This window comes from Vibrio parahaemolyticus (assembly GCF_900460535.1).
Classification (GTDB): Bacteria; Pseudomonadota; Gammaproteobacteria; order Enterobacterales; family Vibrionaceae; genus Vibrio; species Vibrio parahaemolyticus.
Window position 1 is genome coordinate 3,187,262 of the sequence record NZ_UHIL01000001.1, and the last position, 20,149, is coordinate 3,207,410.

Below are 20,149 nucleotides of genomic sequence, written 5' to 3' on the forward strand. Positions count from 1 at the left end.
AGCAATTTGTCTTCAGGATGTAGGAGTACGCATGGAGTTCAGTGTTAAAAGTGGCAGTCCAGAGAAACAACGTAGCGCATGTATCGTTGTTGGTGTGTTTGAACCACGTCGCCTTTCTCCAGTAGCCGAGCAACTTGATAAAATCAGTGACGGTTACATCAGTTCACTACTTCGCCGTGGTGATCTAGAGGGTAAACCTGGTCAGATGCTGCTACTGCATCAAGTACCAGGTGTTTTGTCAGAGCGCGTTTTACTTGTCGGTTGCGGTAAGGAACGTGAGCTTGGCGAGCGCCAGTACAAGGAAATCATTCAAAAGACGATCAGCACACTTAACGAAACAGGTTCAATGGAAGCTGTATGTTTCCTAACAGAACTGCACGTTAAAGGTCGCGATACTTACTGGAAAGTTCGCCAGGCAGTAGAAGCGACGAAAGATGGTCTATACACATTCAACCAATTCAAGAGCGTTAAACCTGAAACTCGCCGCCCACTGCGTAAACTTGTTTTCAACGTACCAACGCGTCGTGAATTGAGCCTAGGTGAAAAAGCAATCACCCACGGTCTAGCCATCGCGTCTGGTGTAAAAGCATCGAAAGACCTTGGCAACATGCCACCAAACGTAGCCAACCCAGCTTACCTTGCCTCTCAAGCTCGTCGTCTAGCGGACGATTACGAAAGCGTAACCACCAAGATCATCGGTGAGCAAGAGATGGAAAAACTGGGCATGACATCTTACCTAGCGGTAGGTCGTGGTTCGAAGAACGAATCTATGATGTCTATCATCGAGTACAAGGGTAACCCTGACTCAGATGCAAAACCTATCGTGCTTGTAGGTAAAGGTCTAACCTTCGATTCAGGCGGTATCTCATTGAAACCGGGCGAAGGTATGGATGAGATGAAGTACGACATGTGTGGTGCGGCATCGGTATTCGGTACAATGAAAGCGCTAGCGAAGCTAAACCTACCAATCAATGTAATTGGTGTTTTAGCAGGCTGTGAAAACATGCCAGGCAGCAACGCTTACCGTCCAGGAGACATCCTGACCACAATGTCAGGTCAAACTGTTGAAGTACTAAATACTGACGCAGAGGGCCGTTTGGTTTTGTGTGATGCACTGACTTACGTAGAGCGTTTCGAACCAGACTGTGTTGTTGACGTAGCAACGCTAACAGGCGCTTGTGTTATCGCACTTGGTCACCACATCAGTGGCGTTCTATCGAACCACAACCCACTGGCGCACGAACTTGTAAACGCATCTGAGCAATCAAGTGACCGCGCATGGCGTCTACCAATGGCGGACGAATACCACGAACAGTTGAAGAGCCCATTTGCTGATATGGCAAACATTGGTGGTCGCCCTGGTGGCACTATCACTGCGGGTTGTTTCCTGTCTAAGTTTGCGAAAAAGTACAACTGGGCACACATTGATATCGCAGGAACTGCGTGGAAGTCAGGCGCAGCGAAAGGCTCAACGGGCCGCCCTGTCTCAATGCTTGTCCAATTCCTTTTGAACCGCAGCGGCCAAGAGACAGAAGAGTAATTTCTGAACTAAATCGAAAAGGGCCGCAAGGCCCTTTTTTATTACCCCGATTTTCTTCATTGAAAATGGGCTTTAAGATGGTCTTAGGATGAGACCAAGGCAAGTGAGAGAATGATGCAAACTGCGACCTTCTACATCATTAACGAAGAGAGCCCGCAAGCAACGACGGCTGGCTTTGAAGAGTACATCGTTTTTTTGGCGCAGCATTTCGCACGCCAAGGCGCTAAAGTGTACCTAAACTGCCAAGATAAACCGCATGCCGAACAGCTTGCTGAAGCTTTCTGGCAAATTGATGCAGACCAGTTCATGGCACATAATCTCGTTGGCGAAGGACCGAAATACGCCACCAATATTGAAATCGGCCACGATGGCGTGAAACCATCTTGGAATCGTCAACTGGTAATTAATTTGGCGGAAAATGAGACAACCTTTGCGAACAAGTTTGCTCAAGTGGTAGACTTCGTGCCTTGCGAAGAAAAAGCTAAACAGCTCGCAAGGGAAAGATATAAAATTTACCGACAAGCAGGCTACCAGCTGCAAACGATCGAAATTCAATATCCTTAGCGGTCAATCCTTATAGTTAAGCTCTCTCTTTAGAGAGTTCACTTATAGAGATTGACTAAGATTCAACCATCAACGTATCCATTTAAAGAGCGCTATGGAAAAGACATACAACCCAACTTCAATCGAACAAGCTCTGTATCAGACTTGGGAAGAGAAAGGCTACTTTAAGCCACACGGTGACACTACTAAAGAATCATACAGCATCATGATCCCGCCACCGAACGTCACTGGTAGCCTACATATGGGCCACGCGTTCCAAGATACGATCATGGATACGCTTATCCGTTGTGAACGTATGAAGGGTAAAAACACCCTTTGGCAAGTAGGTACTGACCACGCAGGTATCGCTACTCAGATGGTTGTTGAGCGTAAGATCGCAGCAGAAGAAGGCAAAACTAAGCACGATTACGGTCGTGATGCTTTCATCGACAAAATCTGGGAATGGAAAGGCGAATCAGGCGGCACAATCACTAAGCAGCTTCGTCGTCTTGGCGCATCGGTAGACTGGGATCGTGAACGCTTCACGATGGACGATGGTCTGTCTAACGCCGTTCAAGAAGTTTTCGTTCGTCTATACGAAGATGACCTAATCTACCGCGGTAAGCGCCTAGTTAACTGGGATCCAAAGCTACACACCGCTATCTCAGATCTAGAAGTAGAGAACAAAGACACTAAAGGCCACATGTGGCACTTCCGCTACCCGCTAGCAGATGGCGTTAAAACAGCAGATGGCAAAGACTACATCGTTGTTGCAACCACTCGTCCAGAGACCATGCTAGGCGATACTGGTGTTGCGGTTAACCCTGAAGATCCACGTTACAAAGATCTTATCGGTAAAGAAATCATCCTTCCTATCGTTGACCGTCGCATCCCAATCGTGGGCGATGAGCACGCTGATATGGAAAAAGGTACTGGCTGTGTGAAAATCACACCTGCGCACGACTTCAACGACTACGAAGTTGGTAAGCGCCACCAGCTACCAATGATCAACATTCTAACTTTCGACGCAAACATTCGCGGTGCGGCTGAAGTATTCAACACAAACGGTGAACCAAGTGACGCTTACTCAACAGAACTTCCTGCTAAGTACCACGGCATGGAACGTTTTGCTGCACGTAAAGCTATCGTTGCTGAGTTTGACGAGCTAGGCCTGCTTGAAGAAGTGAAAGATCACGATCTACAAGTTCCTTACGGCGACCGTGGTGGCGTGGTTATCGAACCAATGCTAACTGACCAATGGTACGTACGTACTGCGCCTCTAGCGAAAACAGCGGTTGAAGCAGTAGAAAACGGCGACATCCAATTCGTACCTAAGCAATACGAAAACATGTACTTCTCTTGGATGCGTGACGTTCAGGATTGGTGTATCTCTCGTCAGCTATGGTGGGGTCACCGCATCCCAGCTTGGTACGACAACCAAGGCAATGTTTACGTAGGTCGCACTGAAGAAGAAGTTCGCAAGAACAACAACCTAGAGTCAGTAATTGAACTGCACCAAGACGAAGACGTACTGGATACCTGGTTCTCTTCTGCACTATGGACGTTCGGCACTCAAGGTTGGCCAGAGCAAACTGACGATCTGAAAGTATTCCACCCTTCAGACGTACTAGTAACTGGTTTCGACATCATCTTCTTCTGGGTTGCGCGCATGATCATGATGACCATGCACTTCGTGAAAGACGAAAACGGCAAGCCACAAGTACCATTTAAAACGGTTTACGTTACCGGCCTAATTCGTGACGAAAACGGCGACAAGATGTCTAAGTCGAAAGGTAACGTGCTTGACCCAATCGACATGATCGATGGTATCGACCTAGAGTCTCTAGTAGAGAAGCGCACTGGCAACATGATGCAGCCTCAGCTAGCGAAGAAGATCGAGAAGAATACTCGTAAGACGTTTGAAAACGGTATCGAAGCATATGGTACAGACGCACTGCGTTTCACGCTTGCAGCAATGGCATCAACAGGTCGCGATATCAACTGGGATATGAAGCGCCTTGAAGGTTACCGTAACTTCTGTAACAAACTATGGAACGCAAGCCGTTACGTAATGATGAACACAGAAGAGCAAGATTGTGGCTTCAACGGTGGTGAGATTGAATACTCACTAGCGGACAAGTGGATCGAGTCTCAGTTTGAGCTCGCAGCAAAAGCGTTCAACAACCATATCGACAACTTCCGTCTAGATATGGCGTCTAACACGCTGTACGAATTCATCTGGAACCAATTCTGTGACTGGTACCTAGAGCTAACTAAACCCGTTCTATGGAAAGGTACAGAAGCGCAACAGCGTGGTACTCGCCGTACACTAATCACAGTTCTTGAGAAGACGCTACGTCTGGCTCACCCAGTGATTCCTTACATCACTGAAACTATCTGGCAAAGCATCAAGCCACTAGTTGAAGGTGTAGAAGGCGAGACAATCATGCTGCAAGCACTGCCTCAATTCGACGAAGCAAACTTCAACCAAGAAGCGCTAGACGATATCGAATGGGTGAAAGCGTTCATCACTAGCATCCGTAACCTACGTGCTGAATACGACATCAACCCAGGTAAGCCGCTTGACGTTATGTTGAAAGCAGCAAACGCAGAAGATGCAGCGCGTCTAGAAGCAAACAAACAAGTACTGATGTCTCTAGCGAAACTAGAATCTGTACGCGTACTTGCTGCTGACGAAGAAACGCCAGCGTGTGCGACAGCATTGGTTGCTAAGTCTGAGCTGATGATCCCAATGGCGGGTCTGATCGACAAAGACGCAGAACTTGCTCGTCTTGATGGCGAAATCAAGAAGACTCACGGCGAAATCAAGCGTATCGAAGGCAAACTAGGTAACGAAGGCTTCGTAGCGAAAGCTCCTGAAGCGGTTGTTGCTAAAGAGCGTGAGAAGCTTGAAGGCTACAAAGAGACACTAGCTAAGCTGGAAGAGCAAAAGAAAACCATCGCAGCTCTTTAATCGTTAGCGTTGGACTAGAAGCGAAACGCTTCTGCTCTTAAAATCAGAAAGGTTGGTCATCATGGCCAACCTTTTTTGTATCAGTCCATTCAGTAAAAACCCTCCTATCGATAGTTTTTACCTATCAAATTAATATCCACCACCCATTGGCATTAATGAGAATTATTATCGATAATATATTCATCGAAACAAACACGATTGAGTAATTATCATGAAAAAGACACTAACATTCGCAACGCTGCATTTTACTATCGCATTTAGTGTCGCTTACGTGCTTACTGGCGACATTCTAATTGGTAGTTTAATTGCCATGATTGAGCCATCAGTAAACACCGTCGCTTTTTACTTTCATGAAAAAGCTTGGGCAAGTGTTCCCGCTTTAAAAGCTCGTCAATTCATGACCAAGCTAAAAACCGCGAGTTTCGCAACGGTACACTTTAGCGTAGCGTTTACGGTGGTTTACTTGTTAACGGGTGATGCATTTATCGGTGGCGTTATGGCAATGCTAGAGCCATCATTAAATACCGTAGCCTACTACTTCCACGAAAAAGTTTGGTTACGTAAATCGTCTGATCAGAGCTCAGCGCCGCATTTTTGCTTCCACAAACACGCGTAAGAGCGGGTCGAAACCGAAGCAACAGCGAGCTCAAACCGATTCATCATTGACAACGTTGCGCACCGCAATTAAATTAATTGCGATGCGCAACTTATTATAGGTAACTTAAGATGAATCCTCGTCAGCTCAGACATTACTCCCGACAGACCATCCGCTTGTTAGGTATGCTTGATAAACAATGTGGCGAGGTTACCCTCACCCCAGTACAAGCTCATGCCTTGGGCGAGATCCAATTACAGCCACTGACTATCAATCAACTGGCGCAGCAGCTTAACGTAGATAAATCCAATGCCAGCCGCACCGTAACTGCTCTCCTCAAGCAGAGCCTGGTTGAGAGCATCGAAAATCCAAAAGACAAGCGCAGCCAGTTCATAGCTTTGACCGAGCAAGGCCAACACGCGCTATCGCAACTCGACCAACAACAAAATACTTTCTTCGAATCATTGTTATCCCATCTGGACGAAAACGAACAGCAACAGCTCAAACAAGGGCTTGAAGTGTATCTAAAAGGCTTAACCAAAGTATGCCAAGCAAACCCATTTGTTCTTCGCCCACTCAGCAAGGCCGATAACCCACAAGTCGCCGACGTGATTCGTCAGGTTTCCGCGGAATATGGTCTAACCGCAGACAAAGGATACGGCGTCGCAGACCCAACACTTGATGACATGTATTCTGTGTATAACCAACAAGGTGCCGCTTATTGGGTGATTGAGCACAATGGCGTCATCGTCGGTGGTGGTGGTTTTGCTCCACTAGCAGGCGAACCTAACGTGTGCGAACTACAGAAAATGTACTTTTTACCCCAAACTCGTGGACACGGCTTGGCAAAACGTATCGTCGCGCTGAGTCTGCAATTGGCGAAGCAACTTGGCTATCAAAAGTGTTATTTAGAAACGACAGAATGCTTAAAAGAAGCGATAGGTTTGTATGAGAAGTTAGGCTTTGAGCAGTTACATGCCCCGCTTGGACAAACAGGGCATGATGCATGTGAAGTAGTGATGCTTAAAACACTGTCATAAAGAGCATTACTAAGAGTTAAAGCACAACATGGGTAACGCAAAGCTCTTGGCTAAGCGCAACAGAAAATGCTTGGCGCTGCCCATCTAACTCCACCGCAAGTTGGTAGAGATCTTTCGGATCGGGGTCATTCAAATCAGCGTATTTAGGCGCTTCGATCTGAAATAACGCACTGGCATGATCGGCGCGCACATCAATTGGAATATGGTAAGTCATACCATCAAACTTCACTGATGCCGAGACCAAACCCGGCACAAAAGTCTGATAGTAAAGATCCACTTTAAACTCACAACCACCACCGTGGTGCCAGATTTGTTCGGTCGCGACACGATCTAAACGTACGTTGCGAATAAACTGCAGGTAAGGCACTTGCCACACGCCTAAGCGGTCATCGCTTTTTCTATATTCATGATCGGACAGTGAACACAGCTCAGGTTTATCTTCATCAAACAGAAGATCTTCGTCTTCCTCTAAGAACAAGATTTCAAAGCGGTTGCGCCCCATTTGCATGTAAGGGCGAATGTCTTTCTTGTAGACATTCTGAGAGCCATCGCAGTCAAACAATGCAACGCCATTCAAACGCACCTCAGCGTGGTAGTCCACCCCACCCAGCACCATTTCAACCGCCGGGAACGCCATCATGGATTCATCCACCTCAATGTCGTACATCAAGTGCCATTCTTGTTGGCGAATGGCCGCTTCCGTCAATTCAGCGGGCAGCACCTGACTCAGAGGAGCAGGGAAAGTGATGTCATCCTGTGGGATAGAAAGGTCCGTCAGTGGAGAGACTTGCCATAATCCGGCGAGTGAGAGTTGCATATTTACCTTGAGCTAGATCAATTTTTACGCATTATAGGGAGAAATCCCCCATAAACTCAACGTGAATTGTTTATCGTTACCCAGCGTTGTCATTTTCTAAGCATAAAAAAACCAGCGATAAACGCTGGTTTTTCGAAAACATTAAATTACTCGCCTTCATCATCTTCGTCAGAGTAAAGCGCATCTTCGCCTTCGTAGTACGTACCCCAGCCATCGTAGATGATGTCGTATTTTTCAGCTAGGTGAACCAGCTTTTCAACTTGTGCGTCAATCGCCTCTGCATTTAGAGCCGATTCCATTGTCGCGTCACAACACAGCAGTTTGTTGCCGTCTTCGTCTTCTGTTTCTTCTGCTTCTAGAACTTCGAAGCCCATTTTGAACGCTTCAACAACCGCTTTTTCTAGCGTATCGAAATCTTCAGCAAAAAGGTGGTGCTCAATTTCGTATAGCGAATCTGGATCGCTGCCATCTTCTAGCAATGCTGCAATGATATCGCGAGTCTCTTCCTTTTGAATCTCAATTAATTCTTCTACTGATAGATATTCATCTTCGTGAGACATGTTTTTGGCTCCAGATTAGTTACTTGATGGAAACACTATACCCGATACTGAGTATGCTGATCCGGTGAAATATGGCATGGATTGCGATGAAAAGCCACAAACAAACGCCAAACCGCGATGATTCTTCCTGCCCAAATATTAAAACCCATCACAAAGAAACAAAAGGTTAACAAAAAACGGTATTTTTTAATATTCAGAAGATCCTAATTGAGCTCATTGTAGGATATTTGATGGTTTGTTGAGTGATTATGACGCCTGAGTGAATATAGCCACGCTACCAATTTGGAAGGATAACGAATAAAGAAAACTGAAAAACTGCATATTTTAGAATAGAAATGCACGTTTTATGCACTAAGCATGTAATCTTTCCTGCAAAATACAAAAAGAATAAAAACGCATTCATTTAAAAACCAGCAATATGGAATTAAAAACCAAAAATTAAATACAAAAATGCCAACCAAAATAAAAACCACTAAAAATACAATCAATCATAACATTTAAACGAAGTTAACGAATTTGCATCTTTGCCGTAAGATTGTCATAACTAATGGCTGGAAAATTTGTAAGGATGCAAAATGAGTAAGCTGTACGTTGGATCAGAAGTTGGTCAACTTAGACGAGTACTTTTAAACCGCCCAGAGCGTGCCCTCACCCACCTAACGCCGTCAAACTGTCATGAGCTATTGTTTGATGACGTGCTTGCTGTAGAAGCCGCGGGTGAAGAGCATGATGCTTTTGCTCGAACCTTGAGAGAGCAAGATGTTGAAGTACTTCTGCTCCACGATTTACTGGTGGAAACCCTAGCCGTTCCAGAGGCAAAACAGTGGCTGTTGAACACGCAGATTTCTGACTTCCGCTACGGGCCAACCTTCGCTCGCGATTTACGCCAATACCTTTTGGAAATGGACGACGAACACCTCGCGACTATTTTGCTTGGCGGCTTAGCCTATTCTGAGTTACCTATTCAATCTTCTTCGATGCTACCGAAGATGAAGCGCCCACTGGATTTCGTGATCGAGCCACTACCAAACCATCTATTCACCCGCGACACCTCATGTTGGGTATATGGCGGTGTATCACTCAACCCAATGATGATGCCTGCGCGCCAGCGCGAAACAAACCATTTACGCGCTATCTATCGCTGGCACCCGATCTTTGCAGGCCAAGATTTCATTAAATATTTTGGTGATGATGATCTGCATTACGACAACGCAAACGTTGAAGGCGGAGACGTACTGGTGATCGGTAAAGGTGCGGTATTGATTGGCATGTCTGAGCGAACCACGCCACAAGGGGTAGAAAACTTAGCGGCAAGCCTGTTTAAAGCAGGGCAAGCGAGCGAAGTGATCGCCATTGACCTGCCTAAGCACCGCTCTTGTATGCACTTAGATACGGTCATGACACATATGGATGTGGATACTTTCTCAGTCTACCCAGAAATCATGCGCAAGGATCTGGATACATGGCGTCTGACCCCGAAAGGCACAGATGGTGAAATGCATGTCGAAGCGTCACACAACTACCTACACGCGATTGAATCCGCTCTTGGTCTTGATCAGCTTAAAATCATCACCACAGGCGGTGACAGCTACGAAGCAGAGCGCGAGCAATGGAATGACGCAAACAACGTGCTGACTGTAAAACCAGGCGTTGTGATTGGTTACGAGCGCAACGTCTACACCAACGAGAAGTACGACAAAGCTGGCATCCAAGTGTTGACCGTTCCTGGTAACGAATTGGGCCGTGGTCGTGGTGGTGCTCGCTGTATGAGCTGTCCAATAGAACGAGACGATATATAGCCGATTCACCTTTTACATTAAGTGAATAAAAACTAAGGTTGATGTGAATGCATCAACCTTTTTTAGTTTTACTTTAAAATAATTATTCACAAATAAAGCATTTATATGTTTTAATGCAATGACTCAATTCAATCACACGTACTAAGGGACGAGCTATGGCTTTCAATTTACGTAACCGCAACTTTTTGAAGCTATTGGATTTCTCAACCAAAGAAATCCAGTTCTTGCTCGAACTGTCTGCAGAGCTAAAAAAAGCAAAATATGCAGGAACAGAGCAGAAGACACTTCAAGGTAAAAACATTGCACTCATCTTTGAGAAATCTTCTACTCGAACCCGATGTGCGTTTGAAGTCGCCGCCTTTGATCAAGGCGCACAAGTCACCTATATCGGTCCTTCAGGATCTCAAATCGGCCATAAAGAATCGATGAAAGATACCGCACGCGTCTTAGGTCGCATGTATGACGGCATCGAATACCGTGGCTTTGGTCAATCCATTGTGGAAGAGCTTGGCGCTCATGCGGGCGTGCCGGTTTGGAACGGATTAACTGACGAGTTCCACCCAACGCAAATCCTCGCAGATTTCCTTACCATGCAAGAACATGGTCGTGGCAAACAGCTCCACGAAATGACCTTTGCATACCTTGGCGACGCTCGTAACAACATGGGTAACTCATTGATGGTTGGCGCAGCGAAAATGGGCATGGACATTCGCCTAGTGGCACCAAAAGCGTTCTGGCCAGAAGAACATCTTGTCGCGACTTGCCAAGACATTGCCAAACAAACCGGCGCGAAAATCACCTTGACGGAAAACGTCGAAGAAGGCGTGAAAGGCTGTGATTTCCTCTACACTGATGTTTGGGTTTCAATGGGTGAAGCAGCAGAAGCATGGGATGAACGTGTCGCGCTTATGACGCCTTATCAAATCAATATGGATGTCATCAAGCAGACGGGTAATCCGCACGTGAAGTTTATGCATTGTCTACCTGCATTCCATAATGACGAAACCACTGTCGGTAAAGAAATCGCAGAGAAATACGGCATGAAAGGCCTAGAAGTCACCGAAGATGTGTTTGAGTCAGAGTACTCTATCGTCTTTGATGAAGCAGAAAACCGCATGCACACAATCAAAGCCATTATGGTTGCAACGCTAGGAAGTTAGTGTTTTTTGGAAAGCAAAAAGCATGATGTAATCGCTTGCGCTCGCAAAAGTTAGGCGTATAATGCTCGGCAATTTGTCTGAGGATTAAGAAATGACCAAGCTGATTGCTGACGTAAAAACGCGATTTGCTCTAACTAAGCGACTACGCTTACGTGGTGTTATTTTCGTTAATTCTATCGATTTTTAAACCTCCCCATTTGGGGAGGTTTTTTTATGTCCAAAATTCCTCAGCGGTCAATTTTGGAGATAGTCATCACTGTTATAGGGAAGAAGATCATGGCGAACTCGCTTTACCAGAAGCACATCATCTCTATTCCAGAGCTTTCTCGTGAAGAGCTGGAACTTATCGTCGAAACAGCAGGTAATCTGAAGAAGGAACCTCGACCAGAACTGATTAAAAACAAAGTCGTTGCGAGCTGTTTCTTTGAGCCATCAACGCGTACTCGCTTGTCGTTTGAGACCGCGATTCAACGCATTGGTGGTGATGTCATTGGTTTTGATAACGATGGTAATACGTCTCTGGCGAAGAAAGGGGAAACGCTTTCTGATTCTGTACAAGTTATCTCTTCATACGTCGATGCATTTGTGATGCGCCACCCTCAAGAAGGTGCAGCGCGCCTTGCTTCCGAGTTTTCGAATGGCGTTCCAGTGATTAACGCGGGCGACGGTGCTAACCAACACCCAACTCAAACTCTGCTTGACCTCTACACCATCGCGGAAACGCAAGGTCGCTTAGACAACCTAAACGTGGCATTTGTCGGCGATTTAAAATACGGCCGCACCGTTCACTCACTGACTCAAGCACTGGCGAAGTTCAATAACATCCGCTTCTACTTTGTCGCTCCAGACGCATTGGCGATGCCAGAGTACATCTGCGAAGAACTCGATGAAGCTGGCATTGAATACAGCCTACACACAGAGATGGAAGCGGTAATTCCTGAGCTCGATATTCTTTACATGACTCGCGTTCAAAAAGAGCGTTTTGACGAGTCTGAATATGCGCACATCAAGTCAGCTTACATTCTGACGGCGGCTCTATTGGAAGCCGCGCGTGAAAATCTAAAAGTACTGCACCCGCTACCTCGTGTTGATGAAATCACGACAGACGTAGATAAAACCCCACACGCGTACTACTTCCAGCAGGCACAAAATGGCGTGTACGCTCGCCAAGCGCTGTTGGCTTTGGTTCTAAACGAAACACTGTAATCGAGGAGATAAAAACATGGCTAAAGAAACTCAATTGCAGGTAGAAGCAATCAAAAACGGCACCGTCATCGACCACATTCCAGCACAAATTGGTATCAAAGTGCTGAAATTGTTCGATATGCACAATTCTTCTCAACGTGTAACGATTGGTCTGAACTTGCCATCTTCAGCTCTGGGTCACAAAGACTTGCTGAAGATTGAGAACGTGTTCATCAATGAAGAACAAGCAAGCAAACTGGCGCTGTACGCACCGCACGCGACGGTAAACCAAATCGAAAACTACGAAGTCGTGAAAAAACTGGCTCTAGAGTTGCCAGAGAAAATCAACAACGTGTTTGAGTGTCCAAACTCAAACTGTATCTCTCACAACGAGCCAGTAGAAAGCAGTTTTAAAGTTTTCGAGAAGAAAGAAGAGATTCGTTTGAAGTGCAAATACTGTGAGAAAGTATTCTCACGTGAGATTGTGACTGAGCGATAATCTCGCCAACGTCCCGAACTCTCATACGCATTAAATACCCTGTCTCGGCAGGGTATTTTGCTCTTTACCTGCCGCAGGTTTAAAGGCAAACTGATTACCTTCAAGCATATTAATAAGGCTTGGGTATACTCTTTCTTCCCCTAAAACAGATGGAAAAAATCAAATGACGAAAGTACTTCACACTGAGTCTGCACCAGCAGCAATCGGTCCTTACGTTCAAGGCGTAGATCTAGGCAACATGGTTCTAACTTCTGGTCAAATTCCAGTAAACCCAGCGACAGGTGAAGTGTCTGCTGACATCGCAGAACAAGCTCGTCAATCTCTAGACAACGTTAAAGCGGTTGTTGAAGCATCTGGTCTTAAAGTGTCAGACATCGTAAAAATGACGGTTTTCGTTAAAGATCTAAATGACTTCGGTACAGTAAACGAAGTGTACGGCAAATTCTTTGATGAGCACGAAGTAGCAAACTACCCTGCTCGCTCTTGTGTTGAAGTTGCACGTCTACCAAAAGACGTAGGTATCGAAATTGAAGCAATCGCGGTTCGCAAATAATTGCGATATCAGATTGAATGAATAAAAAATGGGTAGCCTTAGCTACCCATTTTTGTATTCGGTGTTTAACCCGTTTAAGCGGCGTTACGCTGTTTTACTTCTTCATCCAGCGCTTCTAGCTTTTCCTTCATCTGCTCGCGGCATACATTTGCGAGTTCACGAATGCCATCTTTACCGTAACCTTCAGTGCTCACCGGTGGCAACATTTCAACAATCACATGACCATTGTTCCAGCGGTTAAGTTTAATGTGGTCAGTGGAGCTGCATACGATTGGAATAATTGGCACTTCAGCACCGATTGCCGCATGGAACGCACCCGTTTTAAACGGCAGCAAACCACGACCACGTGAGCGTGTACCTTCTGGGAACATCCAAACCGACACATCGCTTTCTTTCATGCTGTTAACCACTTGGTCGATGGTACCTTTCGCTTTTGAACGGTTTGCACGGTCAATCAGAATATTGCCTGTCAACCAGTAAAGCTGACCAAACAATGGCATCCACGCTAGGCTTTTCTTACCGACGGTCACCACTTTCGGTGTCACTGCCGCAGACACAGTAAACATGTCCCAGTTGTTTTGGTGGTTAGCGATGTAAACGTGCTGACCACGAGAGTACGCATCTTCAGGAATACGTAATTCTAGCTTTACCCCAAATACGCGAGACATCTTGGCAAACAAGCGGCCAAATGTGAAAACGTGTTTAGGATTTCGAGGGCTTAATAGGCAGTAACCACAACCACCAATAAACATCACAATTGCGAAAATTGCGACAGCAAATACACGTAACAGTGCAATCATTCTTGTTCTCCAGGAACCGGCTTTTGCCAGATACAGCTATTAATATCGCTTTTTACATAGTCAGAAACTATGACAGAAAGCGCGATATAAAAAAGCCGAAACCTGAGTTTCGGCTCTCTTCATATCCAAGTCACCTGCTGTGCAGTTTAACTTGACTAGCTCACTCGCTCAATATTTGCGCCGAGTGCAGCCAGTTTATTTTCAATTTTGTCATAACCGCGATCGATGTGATAAATACGATCTACGATGGTTTCGCCTTTCGCGATACAACCAGCAATCACCAAACTTGCCGAAGCACGTAGATCCGTTGCCATCACTTGTGCACCACTTAGAGATTCAACGTCACCACAAATAACCGTGTTACCTTCAATCTCCGCTTTCGCCCCCATACGCATCAGCTCAGGCACGTGCATAAAGCGGTTTTCAAAGATAGTTTCAGTGATCACGCCGCCGCCTTTCGCCATCATGTTCAATAGCGTAAATTGCGCTTGCATGTCTGTCGGGAAGCCAGGGTGAGGCGCAGTGCGAATACTTACTGCTTTTAACTCGCGGTCTGTCATATCAACAGAGATCCAGTCTTCGCCTGTCTCCACCAATGCGCCCGCTTCTTCTAGCTTCGCTAGAACCGCTTCAAGCAAGTGACCGTTGGTATTACGACAAACCACTTTACCGCCAGATACCGCTGCAGCTACTAGGAATGTCCCCGTTTCAATACGGTCTGCTACGACACTGTGCTTGCCGCCACCTAAGCGCTCAACACCTTCGATAGTGATGGTGTCTGTACCCGCGCCAGAGATTTTCGCGCCAAGTTTATTTAGGAAATCCGCCGTATCGACGATTTCAGGTTCGCGCGCTGCGTTGTCTAACGTTGTGGTACCTTCAGCCAGAGCTGCTGCACACATGATGGTAATGGTCGCGCCAACGCTCACTTTGTCCATCACGATGTGCGCGCCTTTCAGACGACCATCAACTTCAGCTTTCACGTAACCATCTTCAAGTGTGATGGTTGCGCCTAGTTGTTCCAGGCCAGTAATGTGCAAGTCAACTGGACGTGCGCCGATAGCACAACCACCAGGTAGAGAAACTTGACCTTGACCAAAACGAGCCACAAGTGGGCCTAACGCCCAAATAGAAGCACGCATGGTTTTAACTAAATCATAAGGAGCGCAATATTCATTGATGCTGCTTGGATCGACGTGAACAGAACCGTTACGGCTTACTTTAGCGCCAAGGCGTTTTAGTAGCTCCATGGTTGTGTCGATATCGCGAAGATGTGGTACGTTTGCCACTTCTACAGGCTCTTCAGCCAAGATAGACGCAAATAAAATAGGCAGTGCTGCGTTTTTTGCACCAGAAATGGTCACTTCACCAACTAGTGGTTTATCTGACCCAATAACTCGAAACTTTTCCATCAATAAACCTTAAAGCGACATCAGTTTCTTATCACGAGCCCACTCTTCCGGTGTGAACGCTTTGATCGATAATGCGTGAATGTCGTTACGCTGGATGTATTCCATCAGAGGACCATAAATCAATTGCTGCTTCTTAACGCGGCTCATTCCCTCGAAACAAGCATCAACAGCAACCACTTCATAGTGGCTACCTTCACCTTTTACATGCACTTCTTGAAGGTTTAGTGCTTCTTCTAATAACTGTTGTACTTTTGCGCTGTCCACAATTTACCCCTGATAATTCTTTATGTGTTTGGCCACTAAAGATTCAACGTTGCTAAGTTGAAACAAAGTGCGCAGTTGCGCCGGCACGAAACTGAGCATTATATGACAGTTTTGCTTTTTTGCATGCTCTAATAAGTGGATTAACATCACCATTCCTGCAGAGTCGACTCGTTCGATCTCTTCTAGTGAGCATTCCAGTTCTTTTTGCGACGGTTTCCACTGCTGGGCAAAAGCCCACAATGACGGCACTGAGTCTCTATCCAGCGCCCCCGTTAGTGTTAACGTATCTTGTTGCAACTGCCACTGTGCGTGAGACTGAGCCATTACTTTTTCGCCTCAAAGCGAATTGGCTCCGCTGCAAGTTTTTCAAGGTCTTGCGCTACCGCAAGAATACCGTCTTGGCGAATTTTGGTGTTCCACTCAGATTGCTTGCTTGAAAGCAAACTAATGCCTTCTGCAACCATGTCGAACGCTTCCCATTCGTCAGTTTTGTTGTCTTTACGCAGTTTAAATTCTAGTTTGATGTTTGGACGAGGTGCATCAATGATCTCAACTTTGATGCTGGTAATACGCTTAGAGTCGTCTAATTTCGGCTCTGGACCAAACTCAATTTGTTGATCGCTGTATTGCGTCAAGACTTGTGCGTAAGACGCAATCAAGTAAGCACGGAACGCATCTACAAACTCTAGCACGTCTTCACGTTTTGCCCCTTTCAAGTTAGGGCCAAGCAGTTTCAGTGCTGCGTAACGGTCGTTGACGTAAGGCATCAGCTCTTGCTCAACAATCACCTTTAATAGATTAGGATCTTGTTTGATTTTTGGCTGTTCTGCTTTTAGTCGAGCAAATGTCACTTCAGCCACTTGCTTCATCATTTGATATGGCTGAGTTTTATCCACTTCTGCCGCGCCAACACCAAAAGCGGTAAGTACCACAGAAAATGAAAGTAATAGTCTAGCTAACATAGTTATTCCTTACTTGAACCGTCTGAACCACCAACGCTGTAAAGTACCTGACCAATTAAGTCTTCAAGCACTAACGCAGATTTAGTGTCTTCGATGGTATCTCCGTCTACCAGCATAGCTTCGTCATCAAAAACAAACCCTGGTACTAAACCAATGTACTGCTCACCGATCAACCCTGACGTTAGAATTTGTACGCTGGATGTTTCTGGAAATTGATTGTACTGGCTGTTAATTGACAAGCTGACCACTGGCAATAAGTTATCTGGATTCAGAGTAATGTTACTTACACGACCGATAACCACGCCTCCAACTTTCACCGGAGAGCGTACTTTCAAGCTGCCAATATTATCGAACTCGGCTTTGAGGGTGTAAGTATCACCAGAGCCAATGCTTTTTACGTCAGCAACTTGAAAAATCATCACAAGAATCGCGCAAATTCCCGCTAATACAAAGCTGCCAACCCATAATTCTGTTTTACGTGTTTGTTGCATGATTAATTCCCAAACATCAATGCGGTCAGTACAAAGTCTAGTCCCAGTACTGCTAAAGAAGAATGCACAACAGTGCGCGTAGTTGCTCGGCTGATCCCTTCCGAGGTAGGAATCGCATCGTAGCCATTAAATAGAGCAATCCAAGTTACCGTAATGGCAAACACAAAGCATTTGATCATGCTGTTGCCGATATCTTGTCCCAACTCAACAGAAGATTGCATGGCTGCCCAAAAGCTGCCGTGATCCACACCTTTCCAATCCACACCGACGAGCTGTGCCCCCCAGATGCCAACAGCCATGAAGATCATCGCAAGTAGTGGCATTGAGATAGCCCCAGCCCAAAAACGTGGTGCAATCACTCGTTTCAGTGGGTCAACTGCCATCATTTCTAAGCTTGAAAGCTGCTCAGTAGCTTTCATCAAACCAATTTCTGCCGTCAGCGCAGAGCCTGCACGTCCAGCGAAAAGAAGCGCAGTAACCACCGGCCCAAGTTCACGCAGTAGTGACAACGCGACCATCTGACCAAGACTGCCTTCCGCGCCGTAATCCACCAGCACTACATAGCCTTGCAAGCTAAGAACCATGCCGATGAACAAACCGGAGACTACGATGATAGCCAGTGATTGCACGCCAACGGAATACAACTGTTTGATGAGTAGAGGAAAACTTTTAGAGGGTTGAGGCTTAGAGAAGATAGCGCCAACAAGCATCAAGGTTGCACGGCCAAAAGCTTCACAGATGGCGAGCGTGCGTCTTCCTAATGAAGCGACAAATTGAATAAAGCTAGCGACCATCAAATAGATCCTTTTCGATACTTTGCGCAGGAAAACGAAACGGCACAGGACCATCTGCATCACCTTGTAAGAACTGCTGCACTCGCGGGTCTGGGTTTTGACTCAACTCCTCTGGCGTGCCAAACGCGATGATCTTGCCATCTGCTAGTAGGTAAACCCAATCAGCAATACTCATGACCTCCGGTACATCGTGTGATACCACAATAGACGTAAGGCCTAGAGCTTGGTTTAAGTCTTTAATCAACTCAACCAAAACACCCATGGTAATTGGGTCTTGTCCCACAAATGGTTCATCGAACATGATTAAATCAGGGTCAAGTGCGATGGCACGAGCCAATGCGGCGCGCCTCGCCATACCGCCCGAAAGCTCACTTGGCATTAATTGCGCAGCTCCGCGCAGGCCAACCGCTTCGAGCTTAAGCAGCACCATAGTACGAATCAAATCTTCTGAAAGATTGGTGTGTTCACGCAGTGGAAAGGCCACATTGTCAAACACATTCAAATCCGTGAACAGAGCCCCGGATTGAAACAGCATGCTCATTTTCTTACGAGCGTTGTAGAGTTTTTTGCGAGAGAGAGTCGGAATGTTGTCACCATCAAACCAAATCTCTCCTTGTTCGGGATACAACTGACCGCCAATTAAACGGAGCAGTGTCGTTTTACCGATTCCCGATGGTCCCATAATCGCCGTCACTTTACCTTCAGGAACATGCAGATCAATACCATCAAAGATCGTGCGATTTCCTCGTGAAAAAGTGAGGTTGTTCACGGTGACTAAATCGTTGTTCGACATATCATCTCTTCTACTGTCAGAGCATTAACGCTCGCAGAGTTGTCAAGTCAATCCACTTCCGAATAGCGCTAAGGGTTCCCTTAGCGCCGCTTCGGTACATTTATTAGGCTGCAATCATAAGCACATTGGCTTGGAATTTAAAGCACTGTTCGATTAAATAAAGCCGACCAAATTCAAGCTATTCTCCATAAATTATGGCCTGATCGTCACCAAGTGTTTAAATCCTAGACCAGAATCGTCACTTTATTTGCAATGATTGAATGAGTGACAATTACATACATTTTCGTTACTAACCTTTAATTTATTCGTTGTTTATCTTCCATTTTAAGCTGCAAAAGGTCAAAATTAGCGGTTACTCATTTCACTCATTTAATACTTAGGAATTCTCATGCTCGAAGCCGTAGCGTTGCTTATCGTCGGTCTTGTTTTACTTGTTTGGAGCGCAGATAAACTTGTTTTTGGTTCTGCAGCTATAGCCCGCAACGTCGGTATTTCACCTTTAGTGATCGGTATGACCATTCTTGCAATGGGCTCATCAGCACCAGAAATGATGGTGTCAGCAACAGCCGCTTGGGACGGTAAAACCGATACCGCTGTCGGTAACGTTTTGGGTTCAAACATTGCTAACATTGCCCTAATCCTAGGTATTACTGCGCTGATCAAACCTCTTTCTATTAGCTCTGCAGTTATCCGTCGCGAATTACCATTAATGATCGCGGTAACTGTGTTAGCCGGGATTTTACTGTGGAACAGCCACCTTGGTTTTTATGAAGGTGTCTTACTATTTGTTCTGTTTGGTGCTTTTTTATTTGCTATGTTGCAAATCAGCCGCAAAGAACAAAAATCTGGCGATGCGTTTCTTGAAGATCAAGAATCAGAAATCCCACAAGGCGTTAGCAACCCTAAGGCCATCATGTGGGTGGTTATCGGTTTAATATTGCTTCCTTTGGCAGCAAGCCTGCTGGTCGACAATGCGGTTATTATTGCTAAGCATTTCGGCATGAGCGACCTAGTGATCGGTCTGACAATTATTGCCATCGGTACGAGTCTTCCTGAGCTTGCAGCATCACTTGCTGGTGTATTGAAAGGCGAAGACGACATGGCAGTTGGTAACATCATCGGCTCGAACGTTTTCAATATTTTGGCGGTAATGGGCCTTCCTGGCATCATTAACCCATCCACACTAAGTGAATACGCAATGGGACGTGACTTCTGGGTCATGCTTGGCGTGTCACTGTTGTTAGTAGCAATGTGTTTAGGTAAATCACGTAGCATCAACCGCCTCGAAGGGGCGATTCTGTTTACGTGTTTCTTGGGTTACCAAGTGTACCTATTTGCCAACATGGCCGCTTAATCCCATTAATAAGT

At 45.9% G+C, this 20,149-nt stretch carries 22 protein-coding genes; 12 read left to right on the forward strand and 10 right to left on the reverse strand.

Features of this window, described 5'->3' with window-relative positions; genetic code table 11:
• The first annotated feature begins 31 nt into the window (after positions 1 to 31).
• From pepA to DYB02_RS16345, 5 genes are all read left to right on the forward strand, one after another.
• Complete coding sequence (gene pepA / locus DYB02_RS16325; RefSeq protein WP_005461107.1) at positions 32 to 1,540, forward strand: leucyl aminopeptidase; 1,509 nt, start codon at positions 32 to 34, stop codon at positions 1,538 to 1,540.
• Positions 1,541 to 1,654: 114 nt separating this feature from the next.
• Positions 1,655 to 2,104, forward strand: a complete 450-nt coding sequence (locus tag DYB02_RS16330; RefSeq protein WP_005497325.1) for a DNA polymerase III subunit chi — start codon at positions 1,655 to 1,657, stop codon at positions 2,102 to 2,104.
• A gap of 94 nt (positions 2,105 to 2,198) precedes the next feature.
• Positions 2,199 to 5,057, forward strand: coding sequence for a valine--tRNA ligase (locus DYB02_RS16335; protein ID WP_005478852.1), 2,859 nt, complete (start codon positions 2,199 to 2,201; stop codon positions 5,055 to 5,057).
• Between the two features lie 211 nt (positions 5,058 to 5,268).
• Positions 5,269 to 5,673 (forward strand): DUF2061 domain-containing protein, encoded by a 405-nt coding sequence (locus DYB02_RS16340; RefSeq protein WP_015297309.1) that lies wholly within the window; start codon positions 5,269 to 5,271, stop codon positions 5,671 to 5,673.
• Positions 5,674 to 5,783: 110 nt separating this feature from the next.
• Positions 5,784 to 6,692: a bifunctional helix-turn-helix transcriptional regulator/GNAT family N-acetyltransferase gene (locus DYB02_RS16345; RefSeq protein ID WP_029806144.1), complete on the forward strand. Its 909-nt coding sequence runs from the start codon at positions 5,784 to 5,786 to the stop codon at positions 6,690 to 6,692.
• 16 nt (positions 6,693 to 6,708) lie between these two features.
• On the opposite strand, the gene DYB02_RS16350 is transcribed toward DYB02_RS16345, so the two are convergent.
• Positions 6,709 to 7,509 (reverse strand): glycosyl hydrolase 2 galactose-binding domain-containing protein, encoded by an 801-nt coding sequence (locus DYB02_RS16350; protein ID WP_017449512.1) that lies wholly within the window; start codon positions 7,507 to 7,509, stop codon positions 6,709 to 6,711.
• A gap of 146 nt (positions 7,510 to 7,655) precedes the next feature.
• On the reverse strand, positions 7,656 to 8,069 hold the full coding sequence (rraB, locus tag DYB02_RS16355) for a ribonuclease E inhibitor RraB (RefSeq protein ID WP_029806146.1): 414 nt from the start codon (positions 8,067 to 8,069) through the stop codon (positions 7,656 to 7,658).
• Between the two features lie 575 nt (positions 8,070 to 8,644).
• On the opposite strand from rraB, the gene arcA reads away from it, so the two are divergent.
• The 6 genes from arcA to DYB02_RS16390 all read left to right on the forward strand — a co-directional run bounded on the left by arcA (position 8,645) and on the right by DYB02_RS16390 (position 13,265).
• Entirely contained in the window at positions 8,645 to 9,868 is a 1,224-nt protein-coding gene (arcA, locus tag DYB02_RS16365; RefSeq protein WP_005455102.1) for an arginine deiminase, read from the forward strand.
• Between the two features lie 155 nt (positions 9,869 to 10,023).
• The gene (locus DYB02_RS16370) at positions 10,024 to 11,028 is read left to right on the forward strand and encodes an ornithine carbamoyltransferase (protein ID WP_005497313.1); all 1,005 of its coding nucleotides are present in this window, start codon (positions 10,024 to 10,026) and stop codon (positions 11,026 to 11,028) included.
• A 91-nt stretch (positions 11,029 to 11,119) separates the two neighbouring features.
• Positions 11,120 to 11,215, forward strand: coding sequence for a hypothetical protein (locus DYB02_RS16375; RefSeq protein WP_005497312.1), 96 nt, complete (start codon positions 11,120 to 11,122; stop codon positions 11,213 to 11,215).
• Between the two features lie 89 nt (positions 11,216 to 11,304).
• On the forward strand, positions 11,305 to 12,234 hold the full coding sequence (pyrB, locus tag DYB02_RS16380; RefSeq protein ID WP_029806147.1) for an aspartate carbamoyltransferase: 930 nt from the start codon (positions 11,305 to 11,307) through the stop codon (positions 12,232 to 12,234).
• 16 nt (positions 12,235 to 12,250) lie between these two features.
• Positions 12,251 to 12,712, forward strand: a complete 462-nt coding sequence (gene pyrI, locus DYB02_RS16385) for an aspartate carbamoyltransferase regulatory subunit (RefSeq protein ID WP_005455107.1) — start codon at positions 12,251 to 12,253, stop codon at positions 12,710 to 12,712.
• A 163-nt stretch (positions 12,713 to 12,875) separates the two neighbouring features.
• Positions 12,876 to 13,265 carry a RidA family protein gene (locus DYB02_RS16390; RefSeq protein ID WP_005455108.1) on the forward strand — a complete coding sequence of 130 codons (390 nt, stop codon included), beginning with the start codon at positions 12,876 to 12,878 and terminating at the stop codon, positions 13,263 to 13,265.
• A gap of 74 nt (positions 13,266 to 13,339) precedes the next feature.
• Here the strand turns inward: DYB02_RS16390 and DYB02_RS16395 are convergent, their stop codons facing one another.
• The 8 genes from DYB02_RS16395 to mlaF form a co-directional block, all read right to left on the reverse strand.
• The gene (locus tag DYB02_RS16395; RefSeq protein ID WP_005455109.1) at positions 13,340 to 14,065 is read right to left on the reverse strand and encodes a 1-acylglycerol-3-phosphate O-acyltransferase; all 726 of its coding nucleotides are present in this window, start codon (positions 14,063 to 14,065) and stop codon (positions 13,340 to 13,342) included.
• Between the two features lie 155 nt (positions 14,066 to 14,220).
• Positions 14,221 to 15,477, reverse strand: a complete 1,257-nt coding sequence (murA, locus tag DYB02_RS16400; protein WP_005455110.1) for a UDP-N-acetylglucosamine 1-carboxyvinyltransferase — start codon at positions 15,475 to 15,477, stop codon at positions 14,221 to 14,223.
• A 9-nt stretch (positions 15,478 to 15,486) separates the two neighbouring features.
• Entirely contained in the window at positions 15,487 to 15,741 is a 255-nt protein-coding gene (ibaG, locus tag DYB02_RS16405) for a BolA family iron metabolism protein IbaG (protein WP_005484869.1), read from the reverse strand.
• 3 nt (positions 15,742 to 15,744) lie between these two features.
• The gene (locus tag DYB02_RS16410) at positions 15,745 to 16,065 is read right to left on the reverse strand and encodes an STAS domain-containing protein (protein ID WP_005455113.1); all 321 of its coding nucleotides are present in this window, start codon (positions 16,063 to 16,065) and stop codon (positions 15,745 to 15,747) included.
• Complete coding sequence (locus DYB02_RS16415; RefSeq protein WP_005478835.1) at positions 16,065 to 16,703, reverse strand: MlaC/ttg2D family ABC transporter substrate-binding protein; 639 nt, start codon at positions 16,701 to 16,703, stop codon at positions 16,065 to 16,067. The genes DYB02_RS16410 and DYB02_RS16415 overlap by 1 nt, the downstream gene beginning before the upstream one ends.
• 2 nt (positions 16,704 to 16,705) lie before the next feature.
• Positions 16,706 to 17,194: an outer membrane lipid asymmetry maintenance protein MlaD gene (gene mlaD / locus DYB02_RS16420; protein ID WP_005455116.1), complete on the reverse strand. Its 489-nt coding sequence runs from the start codon at positions 17,192 to 17,194 to the stop codon at positions 16,706 to 16,708.
• Between the two features lie 2 nt (positions 17,195 to 17,196).
• The gene (gene mlaE, locus DYB02_RS16425) at positions 17,197 to 17,988 is read right to left on the reverse strand and encodes a lipid asymmetry maintenance ABC transporter permease subunit MlaE (protein WP_005455118.1); all 792 of its coding nucleotides are present in this window, start codon (positions 17,986 to 17,988) and stop codon (positions 17,197 to 17,199) included.
• Positions 17,978 to 18,781 carry a phospholipid ABC transporter ATP-binding protein MlaF gene (gene mlaF, locus DYB02_RS16430; protein WP_005455119.1) on the reverse strand — a complete coding sequence of 268 codons (804 nt, stop codon included), beginning with the start codon at positions 18,779 to 18,781 and terminating at the stop codon, positions 17,978 to 17,980. Before mlaF ends, mlaE begins: the two co-directional genes overlap by 11 nt.
• Before the next feature lie 388 nt (positions 18,782 to 19,169).
• On the opposite strand from mlaF, the gene DYB02_RS16435 reads away from it, so the two are divergent.
• Positions 19,170 to 20,135: a calcium/sodium antiporter gene (locus tag DYB02_RS16435; protein WP_005455122.1), complete on the forward strand. Its 966-nt coding sequence runs from the start codon at positions 19,170 to 19,172 to the stop codon at positions 20,133 to 20,135.
• Positions 20,136 to 20,149: the final 14 nt, after the last annotated feature.